The following is a 14,354-nucleotide window of genomic DNA, read 5'->3' as shown; positions in this document are numbered from 1 at the left end:
CTCACTGTATATATCAATTTGAAAAAAGAATGTGACAGATAGAGATATAAATCTGAAACCAAAATTAAATCAGGCTTTCTTAATTTTGTTAGCGCAGCGTAAAGCCTTCTCTTTCAGAGACGCTAACGCGAACGGCATGGCTTCGCTTAGAGCGAGTCCGCGAACGTCATTTTGAATTTTAAATTGGTATTACTGTGCCTCAAGAACATCTCCATTCAGAAGTATTGCAGCGATCGCCCCTGTCATTTCCACGGGCAGAAGCCATAGCGCGCATTCGCAATGGTTTGCGCCCTGGACAGCAACATATGGCTGACTGGCAATCTGGTCCTCTGGCGATTTCTGCCGTTCCTGGTGCAGGAAAATCTACCGGGATGGCGGCGGCAGCGGCGATCGCCATTGCACGTCAATATGAACGTTCTGCCGAATCGCGCTCATCTTCGCGTCGTCAGCTAGTAGTTGTCACCTTTACTCGCTCGGCTGCTGCCAATATTAAAGCCAAGATTCGCAAATACTTACGAGATGATTTGGGTTTACCTCAAACAGGCTTTTTTGTTTATACTTTGCATGGTCTAGCGTTAAACATTGCCACTCGCCATTCTGATTTATCTGGGTTGCAGTTAGAATACGTCACGTTAATTACACCAACCCAAAGTCACCGTTTTATCCGCACAGCAGTAGAGCAATGGATTGGCAATAATCCAGAACGTTATTTGCGGTTATTAGAAGGTCATCAATTTGACGGTGAAGAAACAGAAAGGTTACGTCGCCAATCGGTGCTGCGAACAGAAGTATTGCCGGAATTAGCTAATACGGTAATTCATGAAGCCAAAAGTTCTGGGATATCACCAGAACAGTTGCAGGAGTGGAGTCAACAAACCACAGACGAATATGGAATTTTGACTGTCGCCGCAGGATTGTACGAGCAATATCAAAGGTTAATGCGATCGCGTGAATTCATCGACTACGACGATATGATTTTAGCTGCACTGCGAGTTTTAGAAAACGACAGTGCCCGTCGCATCGAGCAAAACCAAGTTTTCGCTGTCTTTGAAGACGAAGCCCAGGATTCTAGCCCACTTCAGACGCAGTTGTTGGAAATTTTGGCGAGTGATGGGGGAGATGAGGACAGGGGGACAAGGGGACAAGGGGACAAGGGGGACAAGGGGGACAAGGGGGACAACTCCTCACTCCTAACTCTTCACTCCTCACTTCTCACTCCTCACTCCTCACTCAGCACTCAGCACTCAGCACTCAACCTAGTCCGGGTTGGCGATCCGAATCAGGCGATTAATTCTACTTTTACGCCAGCCGATCCGATTTATTTTCGGCAATTTTGCGAAGAGTGCGATCGCATTCAACGATTGGCGACGATGGATCAAGCCGGTCGCAGTACGAGAATAATTATTGATGCTGCTAACTTTACTCTCAAATGGATCAATAGTCAGTGGTCAGCAATCACTAATAATAAACAACAGATTACTGATAACCGACAAGTACCATTTCGCTTACAGACAATTCGTCCTGTTGACGCTGGCGATCCTCAAGCTAACGCCAACCCAACAGCCATAGGAGGGGGATTAGAATTATATACTCCCCGTGATATTCATCACACTGTTGAATTGTTATCTCAAAGAATAATTCAGTTATTTGGTGAAGATCCGACAAAAAATAGTGCCGCGATTTTAGTGCGAGAAAATCGCCAGGGACGATGGTTAGGAGAGGCTCTGGCATCTGTGTGCAAAGAACATAATATTACACTTTACGATGTGGGAGAACGCGATCGCCGTTCTCATGTTCCCCAAGAAATTTTAGCATTGCTCCAATTTTGCGATCGCCCCCACTCTCCCGATTACCTCAAAGCCGCACTAGAAGCATTGGTGCAGCGTCAGCTAATTCCTACCCAAGACCTCAACGCCCTTGCAAGTCTACCAGAAGAATTTTTGTATCCTAGCCCCTTAGCAGTATCCCAGCCAGAACCAGTACAAAAAGCTGCCCATTTATGCCGTAGTTTACTCCGCGCCCGCTTGGAATTGCCTTTGTATCAGCTCATTTCTTTCCTCGCCTTGACCTTAAATTACGACCAGGCAGAATTGGCAACTGCTGATAAACTAGCAGAACGGGTAAACCAGCAGATAGCTAGCAATAGTTCCATGAGGTCAATGCTGTCAGCATTAAGTGAAATCGTCAGTTCTGAACGGTTTGAACCAGTAGAAACCGAAGATTCAGAAGAACGTTACACCCGTCGCGGTCAATTGACCATTATTACTATGCACAAAGCCAAAGGGCTGGACTGGGATTATGTTTTTATTCCCTTTCTACACGAAAACTTGATTCCTGGAAGATTTTGGGTTCCTCCCCAAAGCCAGTTCTTAGGTGATTTTACCTTATCAGAAGTAGCCCGTGCCCAAATTCGCGCTGCTCTCCACGGAGAATCTACCATACCGGATGTAACGCAAGCATGGGAACAAGCCAAGCAATTAAAAATATCTGAAGAATATCGTTTACTCTACGTTGCGATGACACGAGCAAAGCTGTTGTTATGGATGTCTGCGGCACTCAAAGCGCCCTTTACTTGGAGTAAACCGGAAAATTTACAAGAACAAACCCCATGTCCTGTTTTTGGGGCACTAAAGCGCCAATTTCCTGAATATGTTGTCGGCACTCCAACAATGATAACCAACTAAGGAGGCAGGAGGCATACATATATACAAAAAATTGAGAATTCAATAGTACTGAGTGAAATTAGTTTTAATTTTTACTCAGCACTGTTTTGGTCAGAAGTAAAACAAGGTTTTTAGCTAGTTTTTGGACTTTGATTGTCTACTTCATCAACTTCAAATCAGTACATAATAAATATGACTATCCCAAATTCTAGCATTTTAATATTATTTTTGGTCTTAAAGAAGCTGCTGAATATAGGTTAAAAACAGTCACTTTATCCTTTGTTTTAGTTAATATATTAGTTTTAACCAAAATCACAAGTAATTTAACATGTACATTTGGTGCGGAGACAGGTTTTTAGATGTTGGGCAAGAATATTAACGTTTGGTTCAACCATCATCGTAACGTGGTCGCCTGGAACAGAAAAAATCTCCAGTGATGTATTTGCAAATTTATTCCAACCAAATGCTTTTTCTCTTTGTATTGTTTCTGAAAGCCATGTTGCTGCATCCCAAGGATGAACTTCCTCTGCTCGAAATAAAGCAATCGGTGTTGGATATATTTCTCTTGGAAAGTAGTTTGCCATTGCACGTAGGTTGGCTTGAAGAACTTTTACAAGACCTTGTATTTGCTTTGTTCCTACATTCATAGGTAAAACTCTAAATACCTGTAACTGTTCGATTACATAACTTAATTGTTTTTCCGGTGCGAGTTGCGCTAAATCGTTAGAGGCTATATCTAATTTTTTTCCTCGCAATCTAGCAAATAAACTTCTAAGTTCAATCATTGATTTTGTATCATCCCAGTCAATATTTATTTGTAAGTCAAGAATTGGTGCTGGAATATCAATAATTGCCAGTAAAGCAACTGTTGAACCTTGTTTTTGTAGCTGCTGACTCATCTCGAATGCGACTTTACCCCCGAATGAGTGACCACCAATAAAATAGGGTCCAGTTGGTTGAATAGTTTGTATTGCTTTAATATAATTAGCTGCAATATCTTCGACTCGTGATAATGGTTCTTTATCGCCATCAAGTCCCAGTGCTTGCAAACCGTAGAAAGGTTGGTCACACCCAAGGTGAGTTGCCAATGCGTGAAGATAAAATACAGTACCTACGCTTCCTGGTACGCAGAAAAAAGGAGTTTTTAAATCTCCTGTCTGAATTGCCACTAAAGGATTATACAAAGTAGTTGTAGGTTTACCGAGGACGAGAATTTCGTTTACTAAATAATTAGCTAACGCCGATACTGTTGGATAATCAAAAATCAATGTGGAATCAATGGTACATGCCAATTCTGATTCCAATACACTACTCAACTCAGCTATCATTAGAGAGTCCAGTCCCATATCAGTAAGCGTTTGTTGACAGTCAATTCTCCTGTTTTCAACTTTAAGAATTCTAGAGATTGTATCTTGAAGATATGATGTAAGTAATGCTTGCTGCTCTTCAGTTGATACCTCTGCCAGTAGATTACGGTTGATAGTTATGCGATCGCCAATACTTAAGTTAATGTTTGCTATTTTTTCGATATCGCTAGCGATCGTTTCTAAGCTTTCATTCAAAAAGCCAACTCGACAAGCATGACGTTTAACTTTATTGCTTGATGTTTTGGGAATAGTCCCAGGCTTCAACAAAAGGACTGCGTAAATTGGTAAATTATGATACTTGGATACTGCTTGCCGAATCGCTGTTGTTACTTCATTAAAGTCTACATTATCTAAATGTGTTTGCTTTAATTCTTGAGTAATAACTAGTCTTTCTTCACTTTCTAGCTCAATTGAAAATGCTGCACTACAATTTGCCTGTAAAGCTGGGTGACAATTTTCCACGCTAAATTCTATATCTTGAGGATAATAGTTGCGACCTCTAATAATAATTAAATCTTTGAGCCGTCCGGTAACAAATAACTCACCATCATGTAAAAATCCCAAGTCGCCGGTACGTAGAAATGGACCAGAGCCTGTATCTGTTAAATATGCTGCAAAAGTTTCTTCAGTCGCACTTTGATTTTTCCAATATCCTTGAGCAACACTTGGACTTGATATCCAAATTTCTCCAACTTTTCCTGTTTGACATTGGGTTAAAGATTCGGGATTCACAATTACAATTTTTTGATCTAACAAAGTACGACCACAACCAACTATTTTTTTGGTCGTTTCGTCTGCATTCGTCATAACGAGAACGCGGTTTTGTTCAAACGCAGCTTTGTCAATGTCTAAAATAACTACTGGTTTATGCTTAGAGCCACCAGAAATACTTACAACACTTTCTGCCATACCGTAAGCTACAGTAAATGCTTCACGACGAAACCCATATGGAGAAAACGTTGTTACAAACCTTTCAATCGTCTCTGCACGTATTGGTTCGGCTCCACTAGCAGCTAATTCCCAGCAACTTAAATCAAGTTTGGCTCGTTCCGAGGGTGTTGTTCTCAAACAAACTAAATCATACGCAAAATTAGGCGCTAGACTTAGAACCCCTTTATATTGCGAAATTGCCATTAGCCATCGTAACGGTTTTTGCAGAAAGTCGAGTGGTGACAAAATAATCACAGGAAAATCACTGTAAAGTGGTTGTACCACTCCAGTTAGCATTCCTGTATTGTGACTAAACGGTAACCAAGTAATAGTGGGACTGCTGCTATGTAAATCGTTACATGCTGCATTCATCGCCAGGTTGTGCATGATGTTACCGTGACTTATCATTACACCTTTGGGCGCACCTGTTGAACCTGAAGTGTACTGAAGAAACGCTAATGTGTCTGTGTTGATTTCAGGTTGATGCCAATCAGCATCAATAATATTAGTAATATTATCAGTGGCAATTAACTTCAATGCTACCAACTTTGGGTTTTCTGCAAACCGACTTTGTAAGTAGTTAACTAAAGCTGTGGTGGTAAAAGCCAATTCCGCTTCGGCATCAGTTACGATTGCATCTAGCCTATTTAGCGTTTGATCGGGTCGTGGTAGATAAGTGGGAACTGCAATAGCACCAGCATACAAACATCCAAAAAATCCTGCAATGAATTCCAACCCAGGTGGATAGAGCAATACAACTCTGGTACCGTAGGCATTAAGTGACTGAAGATACGCACCAATTGCACGTGCTTTTTGCTCTAGCTGTTGATAATTTAAATACTCAGTTTCGGTTTCACCATCTTTGAGAAAGGTATAAGTATTATGATGTGTTTGATATTCTAAACGATACTGTAGTAATTCTACTAAAGTCGAAAAATTCATATAGCTTTTCCAAATCACGTCTTTACAATAGTGTTTCTGACGTAGTACAAAGTTAATGCCGTAACAACTCGCTCGTTTTCAGCTCTCACCCAACCTCTAAGTCGGTCATAGATGCCGATCTATGTTCCGTCTTTTTGCCAATTGCGAAAGTAAGTATATACCTTTTGCAAATTGGGAAACTCTCTCAGTAGGTTTCGCCAGGTAAATACTTGTCTCAATACAGAAAAAATGGCGTTGAGTACCGAACATACATCCACTTCCCTTGGATGACCACCTTTTTTTCCTACTGAAACTAACGGTTATAGCAATTCCCATTAGCGTTTTTTAACGATCATTTTGATACCATGTTTTGGCTTGAGTGTAAATGTTAATTGAGCAACAATAGGATGATTTGGTTCAATTTCTAAATGAATTTTTTGCGTAATTGTTGCTAGTATTAAAACCATCTCCATCATGGCAAATGCTTTACCAATACAAATCCGGCCACCATCTCCAAAAGGAAAATACGATCCTCGAGGAAGTCGCTTTTCTAAGTCATTAGCCCAACGTTCTGGCTTAAATACATCTGGTTCTTCAAAATAACGAGGATTGCGGTGCATTGCCCACTGAGCAAAAATAACGTGGCTTCCTTTAGGAACTTGATAGTCACCAATTTTACAGTCTTTAATTGATTCACGACTGAGTATTGGTATAGCTGGGTAAAAACGCATTGTTTCTTTAATTATCATTTCAGCGTAACGCAGATGTGGTAAGTCAACAAAGGTAGGAAGGCGACCATCTAGTACTTCTTGTAACTCTGCAAGCAGTTTAGTTTGTACTTCGGGGTACTCAGATAAAAGCATCCAAGCCCATGACAATGTAATTCTTGTGGTATCCTGACCTGCAAACATAAAAGTAGCTAGTTGGTCTCGTATTTGCTTGTCTGTCATTTGACTACCATCTTCCGCATCACGAACTTCCATCAACATCGACAGCAAATCTTTCCGCTCTTTACTACTATTACTGATACGTCGCTGAGAAATTATTTCATAAATAGCTTTATCAGCTTGCTTAACAACATTTCTGATATGAAGATTTTCTGGTGTAGGAACCCAATTAGGAATCAAAAAACTTTGTTTACGCTTAATTTCAAACCAATGCGCTCCTTCTTGTGTAGTTAAAACTAAAGCTTTAGCAGCTTCTTCTGATAAATCTAGACTAAAAATTGCTTTAGCCAAGATTTCTAAGGTGATGCGCTCCAAATCTGCATAAATATCACGAGTTTCTCCCTCTTGCCAGTTGTTGAGCATTTGCACAGTAGAGCCAACCATGAGGTCTGCATAGGTTGCGATCTGTTTATTATGAAACATAGGTTGAGCCAAACGCCGCTGATGAAACCAAGTGTCTCCTTCAGTAGTAGCCAAACCTTCACCCATCAGCATTTTTAGGATACGAAACCCTTGACCTTTAATAAACAATTCCTGGTTTTTCAACACTTGTTCAACATGCTCAGGATTTGTCAGTATAAATGCTGTTTTAAAACCTATACGTAGCGGAACTATATCACTATATTCATAGGTACATTTCGTGATAAATTCTAGTGGATTTCTAATGAATTCAGGCAAGTTTCCTAATAGAAATTTACCTTTTGGATAAGGTAAGCTAGATATATTATTAGTCATTTTTAGTAGTTGTTAAGTAATTCATATTTTCTATATTGGATATGCGTAGACCAAGGCATTTGTATTTGTAATTTATCATGCATGAATAGCTTACTTAGTTGTATTAAGTCTAATCTTGGAATTTGAATATTCCAAACCATACCTTTTATTTAAAGCTTTTGGATGAACCATTAAATAATAAGTAGATAATAAATACTACCGATTAAAAATAAATAAAACACAGTTTAATTTATTATTAAAAATTAAGTTCAAAATGTATTGAAAAGTGTGACAGTTGAGTTGAACTATTTTTAACGTTAGATATGAGGGGAAAAATCAAACTTTTGGTCGTGTTACGATCGAGAAATGAAACTTTAGTCATTACATTATTTAATTGACAATTAGAGTTTGGATAGTCCCTGCAAACTGGTGCAGGTACTACCCTATTGACGAGTAAGTTTGTAAATTAAATAGAATTGCTAATAGCTAGCTTTTGCTAGTGCTATTCAACTTCGACCTTATTAACCCAACTTTGATAGAATTCTCTAAACTTCAGTACTCCCTTGTCATACTTGATATAAGCTCCACCCTCATCTGGATTTAGGTTATTCCAGACTGCTACATCCTGATAAACAGTTAATGCGCTTTGCAAACCGAACAGGAGATAGTAAGCTAAATCCAGGAAAATATTGCCAGTTTTCTTGATCGAGAACAACCCATTCAAGATTGTGTGGTTTTTACTAATGGGAGTGCTGCTCTGGAGTGCCTGAAACTTCTCTTCACCATTTAAAAAATATTTTGTCAAAGTTCCGCCAGAATAACCGTCTATGTAAAGTGTAATTGTCTCAAATTTTATACCTAAAATATGAGCTACTACACCGATTAACCCAACATACCTCTTGATCTGGCCTTCAATAAAAACTCCAAACCAAGCTTCTTTTTTTATGGGTAGTTCGCTCTGTTGTGCTAAGTAATTTTCATCAAGCACAGTAAGTTGAAGGGAAGTAGTTGGTAGCTGATGTAAGGCGGCTGCATGATATTGGTCAAAGACGTTTTCAATCACTCTCAACACAGTGGTTTTGGTACGGTAAGAAAAACGAAAAGTCATATAGTTATGCCTCTGGCTTTCAGCAGCCTTATACTCAACCAAAGGAAATAGAGGAGTCTGAGTACCATACCAAATCCAGATGTAACCATATCTTTCCTCAGTAACATAAGTAGTTTGACGAAATGTTGGGGGAATATGGTCTAAATCGGGTATAGAAATACACTGCCCCACGTTATCGAAACGCCAGTGATGAAAAGGACATTGGATACAATTGTCTATTACCTTACCCATTGCCAGACTAGCCCCCATATGGGAACAGTAACGCTTCATGATTACTGGCTGTCCCTTTTGATCTCGCCACGCTACTAAGTGTTCACCAAATAAGTCTATAGCTTTTGGCTTTTTGACTAAAGCTTTGGAGTCCATAGCAACATACCAGCTAGCGGCAAGATTCATCGCCTTTTTATCGACTTCTGTTCTCGGTTTAGTTTGACTTTGCTCTTTGGCTTCTTCAAAAATACTTTTCATTTGTTCTACTTTTAATACTTAACTCTATATATGACCTTTTTAAGATAGAAAACTGATTGTTAGACTAAAACTAGGTTTTTCACATGAGTTTAAGTGCTAACAAAATATTTCGGTAATCAATTTATTTTTTACTTAAATGCTGCAATACACCACTTTAAACTAGTACTTTTTTTTTAAAGCTTAATAACTTGGACAATTACCTGATATTAATGTACTTGTTGCAGGTTAAAAATAGATGAGCTAATTTTTAAAATTAGATGATACTCCAGTTAATGTTATCTATCAATAGACCGAAAACTTCTGCGATCGCTGTGAAAAATACAGTTAATTAGACTATTGTTTAATTAACTGTATTTTTAAATACATTTATTAGATTTAAAAAAAATATTTGATAAGCAAACCAGCTACCAACTAAAGACGGGACATTAACCAACCTCGCCACAGTACCTGTATACTTAAAATCCTGAGTTAGTTCAAGCGGGTTAAGGATCTCAATGGCAGAGACTGAAGGTTGAGTGCCGTGTAGATAAGTTAATTGCAAAAGTTCTACGGCAATCACACTTAGGAATAAGAATTAAATAACATACACTTTATGTCCCTGGTTTACCTCACCCTCAATCCCTCTCCTTATAAAGGAGAGGGAAGCTAGAGACAGGATGAGATTTTGCATCTTTTCTTTTTGCATCTTAATTTAATCCACGTTCCTTAGGTTGCTCTAAAATTTAGAATTGCTGAGAAAATAAACTATTCCCTTAAAAATTTATATTTTTAGTATATAATCAGGGATTGTGTCGAATTAAAGCTAGACAATGCCTAAACTTAAGACTCGTAAAGCAGCAGCGAAGCGATTCCGTGCCACCGGCACAGGCAAAATCGTCCGTCGCAAAGCTTTCAAAAACCACCTTCTAGAGCATAAATCTTCTAACAAAAAGCGGAACATGTCCAAGAGTGGACTTGTACATGAACGCGATGAAGATAATGTACGCTTGATGCTCCCATATTTGTAAGTCCTTCAGGAATTAAGTTATGACACGGGTAAAACGCGGTAATGTAGCTCGCAAGCGCCGCAATAAAATTCTCAAACTAGCTAAAGGTTTTCGCGGTTCCCATTCAACTCTGTTTAGAACTGCTAATCAACAAGTGATGAAGGCGCTACGAAGTGCCTACCGCGATCGCAAAAAGAAAAAGCGCGATTTCCGTCGCCTCTGGATCACTCGCATCAACGCGGCTTCAAGGCAACACGGCTTGAGTTACAGCCAGTTGATCGGTAACCTGAAAAAAGCTGATGTTCAACTAAATCGCAAGATGTTGGCGCAACTAGCAGTACTCGATCCAGCCAGCTTTGGTAAAGTCGCACAATTGGCAATTCAAGCAAAAGGATAAAGGTGGTAACGGATGAATAACCGATGTAACAGATGGCAAGCAATTACCCAGTTACATCTGGTATTATCCGCTACTATTATTTTGGTTTTGTGCTTTTGTTTTCTAGGCACAGGATTAATTGCATCTGCCGCCGAAATGGCAGAAATACAGCAGCGTGGCTATTTAACGATCGCAGTTAAAGATAACTTGCGTCCTTTGGGATTTAAAGATGATAGCGGCAATTTGCAAGGTTTAGAAATTGACTTGGCACAGCACTTAGCAGTTGACTTGCTAGGTAAAAAAGATGCTGTCAAATTTAAACCCGTAGCGAATCGCGATCGCCTGTCTGTAGTCTTAGACAAAAAAGTTGATTTGGCGATCGCCAGGGTAACAGCAACTTCTTCACGCAGCCGCATCGTTAATTTCAGTGTTCCCTACTACTTAGATAGCACTGTATTAATTACCAAAGATGCTTCTGTACAGGAGTTAAAGGATTTGGCAAAACAAAAAATTGCCGTACTGAACAACTCCAGTACAATTGCTAAAGTCCGGTACTATTTATCAAACGCCGAGTTAGTAGGAGTAAATTCCTACGAAGAAGCGCGACAGCAAATAGAAAATAATGCCGTTGTAGCATTTGCCGCAGATGCTAGCGTTCTGGGTGGTTGGGTGCAACAATATCCCCAATATCGGCTACTACCAATCAAGCTCTCAACAGAACCCTTGTCTGTAGTGATGCCCAAAGGATTGCAGTACGATGAATTAAGACGACGAGTGAATGAAGCGATCGCTCGTTACATAGCAGAAGGTTGGCTCCAACAACGCGCTCAATTTTGGGGTTTACCTTGAGTCAGTGCTGAGTGCTGAGTTAGGAGTAGAGACGCGATGAATCGCCTCTGTACAAGAGTTAGGAGTTTTGTTTATCCCCTTGTCTCCCTTGTCTCTCCAATACGTTGATAATAGATTACAGAAACAACTTTTAATATTTCTATTTGCAGGCAATGGATAACAGTCTAGCCGTTGTTTACCTCTCAGTTTTGGTGGGTATACTCACAATTGCAGCCGTGGGTGTTCTACGCCAGATTTTCAAAACTCGTAAGATTGAAAGCTCCTTTGGAAAATTGCGAAAGAAGTTAGAGAAAGAAAAGGGCACAACTCAAGAATATTATGAGTTAGCCAGTATTTATTCAGAAAAAAAACTGTACTCCCAGGCGATCGCCTTATTTCAAAAAGCTCTCAAAGCTGCCGAAGAAGAGGAAGAAGAAAACATCGCTCCCATTTACAACGGGCTGGGCTATGTTTATTTTACCCAAGAGCAATATGACTTAGCAATTCGCCAGTACAAAGAAGCTCTCAAATCTAAACCAGATTACGTGACAGGATTAAATAATCTTGGTCACGCCTATGAGAAGAAAAAATTAACTACTCAGGCGTTACAAACTTACGAAGAAGCACTCAAATTAGCTCCAAATAACCCTATTGCTAAACGTCGTGCTGAATCTTTACGCCGTTTGGTTTCGGCTTAATTGCTGAGAAGTCAAATAATTTTGGATTTTCGATTTTAGATGGAGCGACGCAAAATTATGGAGGAGCGTATTGCAATACGTCCCTCCATAATTTTTGATAATTTATGATCGTCGTGCATACTGCTGTCCTCACCGATGTTGAGCCAGTTAATTTCTCTTCATAAATTATGAGCTACATCAACTCGCTAAAGGAATATATTGAGTTTCTCAATTAGGGACACTCTTGGGAAATTAATTTGGCTTTAGCTTCTATATTTTATCGGGTTTCAATCTTAGCGTTGGAAATAGATAAGTATAAGTCTTTTGTAAAAATGTAAAAGATGATTAAGCGGCTAAAGCGTTTTCTGTGGCTAGCTATTGCCATCATTGTCATGATTTCTATTTCCCTGGGACTAATGGAAATATTGACGGCTCAACAGCCTTCGATTTCCCATCCTCTGAGTTCGTTAACAGAGGCAGAAATTAGTACAGCTGTTTCGGTTATCAAAAAAGAAAAAACTTTGAGCGAAATGGCAGCTTTTCCACTTATTGCTTTACAAGAACCTGATAAAGAAGAAGTCTTAAATTTTACACCCGGTAAAGCTTTTGGGCGAAAAGCTTTTTTGGTAATCTATGAACGTTCCCAAAATAAAACCTATGAAGGTATCGTTGACTTAAAAAGCAAAACCTTAAGTTCCTGGCAAGAAATACCCTCTGTCCAACCTGCCATTGTCAATTCAGAATATCAACTAGGAATCCAGGTAATTAAAGCCGATCCCCGATGGCAAAAAGCAATGCAAAGGCGGGGAATTACCGATTTGGATCGAGTGAAAATCAGTTTGTGGGCACCCGGAATCCTCAGTAAACAGGAAGAAGCAGCAGGTAATCGTCTTTGTCGAGGCTTATCTTATTACAAAGGCGAAGGCTGGAATTATTACGGTAGTCCCATTGAAGGAGTAGTAGCAACGGTCAATTTAAATACAGGAAAAATTGCCAGTTTTGTCGATCGGGGAAAAGTACCTTTTTCCCAAGAAAATTGGAATTATGATGTGAAGTCTTTGGGCAAATTGCTTTCACCGCTAAAAGCATTAAATATTTCCCAACCTAATGGTAAAAATTTCCAAATTAACGATCGCAAAATTAGCTGGCAAGGTTGGAATTTCCGCTATCTAATGCATCCCCGTAGTGGATTGATGCTGTACGAAGTGACATATAAAGATGGCGAAAATATCCGACCAGTTTTATACCGCGCTAGCCTCTCGGAAATGGTAGTTCCTTATGGCGATCCCGATCCTACTTGGTCATTTAGAAATGCCTTTGATGTTGGGGAATACAACCTCGGTTTATTAGCAAATAGTATGGAGTTAGGTAAGGAAATTCCTGAAAATGGACTTTTATTAGATGCAATATTTGCTAATGAACAGGGAGAACCTTACAAGATGCCAGGGGTTATTGGTATCTACGAGCGCGATAACGGAATGCTCTGGAAGCATTATGATTATAATACTCAACGTAATGATGTCCGTCGCAATCGAGAATTAGTGCTGACGATGACGGCAGCAGTTGACAACTACGATTACAGCATTAATTGGATCTTTCACCAGGATGGAACTTTAGAAGTACAAAACGAATTAACAGGTATTGTACTAGCACAGGGAACGGCTGCTGAAAAACAATCTGAAGATAATTCCTATGGACGGCTAATTGGTAAGAATATTTTTGGAGTCAATCACCAACACTTTTTCAACTACCGCCTAGATTTGGATGTAGATGGTAAAGTTAATTCGGTGATGGAAATGGATGTTAACGCTTTACCGATGGATGAAAAAAATCCTTTAGGAAATGCGATCGCCATCACAGAAACCCCATTAACCAAAGAAACGGCTGCTGTACGGAATCTGGATATGAAACACAATCGAGAATGGATGATTGTGAGTGCAGATAAAAAGAATGCTCTCGGCGCTGCGCCTGGATATATGCTGATGCCAGAAGCAAATTCCATATTTTTCCCTGTGGAAGGCTCAAAAATTCGTAAACGGGCACAATTTGCTACACACCATATTTGGGTAACAAAATATAAACCCGATGAACTTTATGCTGGCGGCAATTATCCTAATCAAACTCAGGCTGGAAAAGGTTTACCTAAATATATTGCCGACGATGAATCATTGATAGGTGAAGATATCGTCCTGTGGTACACAATGGGCGTAACTCATATTCCGCGATCGGAAGATTGGCCTGTGATGCCCGTTCACCGAGTTGGATTTAAGCTAGTACCAAGAGGGTTCTTTAGTCGTAATCCAGCCATTAATTTGCCAGAGTAAAATATTTTTTTTCTCAAGTTTTATTGGTTGATTTTTTTGTAATTT

General features: G+C 39.6%; 10 protein-coding genes. 6 read left to right on the top strand and 4 right to left on the bottom strand.

Translation table 11 applies throughout. From position 1 onward, the window contains the following. Positions 1 to 239: 239 nt before the first annotated feature. Positions 240 to 2,684: an ATP-dependent helicase gene (locus ACFG4S_RS15315; RefSeq protein ID WP_392535984.1), complete on the top strand. Its 2,445-nt coding sequence runs from the start codon at positions 240 to 242 to the stop codon at positions 2,682 to 2,684. 302 nt (positions 2,685 to 2,986) lie between these two features. Here the strand turns inward: ACFG4S_RS15315 and ACFG4S_RS15310 are convergent, their stop codons facing one another. The 4 genes from ACFG4S_RS15310 to ACFG4S_RS15295 form a co-directional block, all read right to left on the bottom strand. Beyond that, entirely contained in the window at positions 2,987 to 5,902 is a 2,916-nt protein-coding gene (locus ACFG4S_RS15310) for an AMP-binding protein (RefSeq protein WP_392535598.1), read from the bottom strand. Positions 5,903 to 6,021: 119 nt separating this feature from the next. Continuing rightward, on the bottom strand, positions 6,022 to 6,159 hold the full coding sequence (locus ACFG4S_RS15305; protein WP_392535597.1) for a transposase: 138 nt from the start codon (positions 6,157 to 6,159) through the stop codon (positions 6,022 to 6,024). Between the two features lie 57 nt (positions 6,160 to 6,216). Beyond that, positions 6,217 to 7,563 carry a cytochrome P450 gene (locus ACFG4S_RS15300; RefSeq protein WP_392535596.1) on the bottom strand — a complete coding sequence of 449 codons (1,347 nt, stop codon included), beginning with the start codon at positions 7,561 to 7,563 and terminating at the stop codon, positions 6,217 to 6,219. A 481-nt stretch (positions 7,564 to 8,044) separates the two neighbouring features. Next, on the bottom strand, positions 8,045 to 9,118 hold the full coding sequence (locus ACFG4S_RS15295; protein ID WP_392535595.1) for a Rieske 2Fe-2S domain-containing protein: 1,074 nt from the start codon (positions 9,116 to 9,118) through the stop codon (positions 8,045 to 8,047). A gap of 809 nt (positions 9,119 to 9,927) precedes the next feature. Between ACFG4S_RS15295 and rpmI the strand changes: the two genes are divergently transcribed. From rpmI to ACFG4S_RS15270, 5 genes are all read left to right on the top strand, one after another. Further along, complete coding sequence (gene rpmI, locus ACFG4S_RS15290; protein WP_392535594.1) at positions 9,928 to 10,125, top strand: 50S ribosomal protein L35; 198 nt, start codon at positions 9,928 to 9,930, stop codon at positions 10,123 to 10,125. Positions 10,126 to 10,144: 19 nt separating this feature from the next. Beyond that, the gene (rplT, locus tag ACFG4S_RS15285; protein ID WP_392535593.1) at positions 10,145 to 10,501 is read left to right on the top strand and encodes a 50S ribosomal protein L20; all 357 of its coding nucleotides are present in this window, start codon (positions 10,145 to 10,147) and stop codon (positions 10,499 to 10,501) included. Positions 10,502 to 10,513: 12 nt separating this feature from the next. Beyond that, complete coding sequence (locus tag ACFG4S_RS15280; RefSeq protein ID WP_392535592.1) at positions 10,514 to 11,329, top strand: transporter substrate-binding domain-containing protein; 816 nt, start codon at positions 10,514 to 10,516, stop codon at positions 11,327 to 11,329. 152 nt (positions 11,330 to 11,481) lie between these two features. Then, positions 11,482 to 12,006 carry a tetratricopeptide repeat protein gene (locus ACFG4S_RS15275; RefSeq protein WP_392535591.1) on the top strand — a complete coding sequence of 175 codons (525 nt, stop codon included), beginning with the start codon at positions 11,482 to 11,484 and terminating at the stop codon, positions 12,004 to 12,006. Positions 12,007 to 12,326: 320 nt separating this feature from the next. Continuing rightward, positions 12,327 to 14,309 (top strand): primary-amine oxidase, encoded by a 1,983-nt coding sequence (locus ACFG4S_RS15270; RefSeq protein ID WP_392535590.1) that lies wholly within the window; start codon positions 12,327 to 12,329, stop codon positions 14,307 to 14,309. Positions 14,310 to 14,354: the final 45 nt, after the last annotated feature.

The organism is Nostoc sp. C117 (genome assembly GCF_043099735.1).
GTDB lineage: Bacteria > Cyanobacteriota > Cyanobacteriia > Cyanobacteriales > Nostocaceae > Nostoc.
Note: the sequence above shows the minus strand (reverse complement) of the source record. Positions and strands in the feature narration are given on the sequence as shown.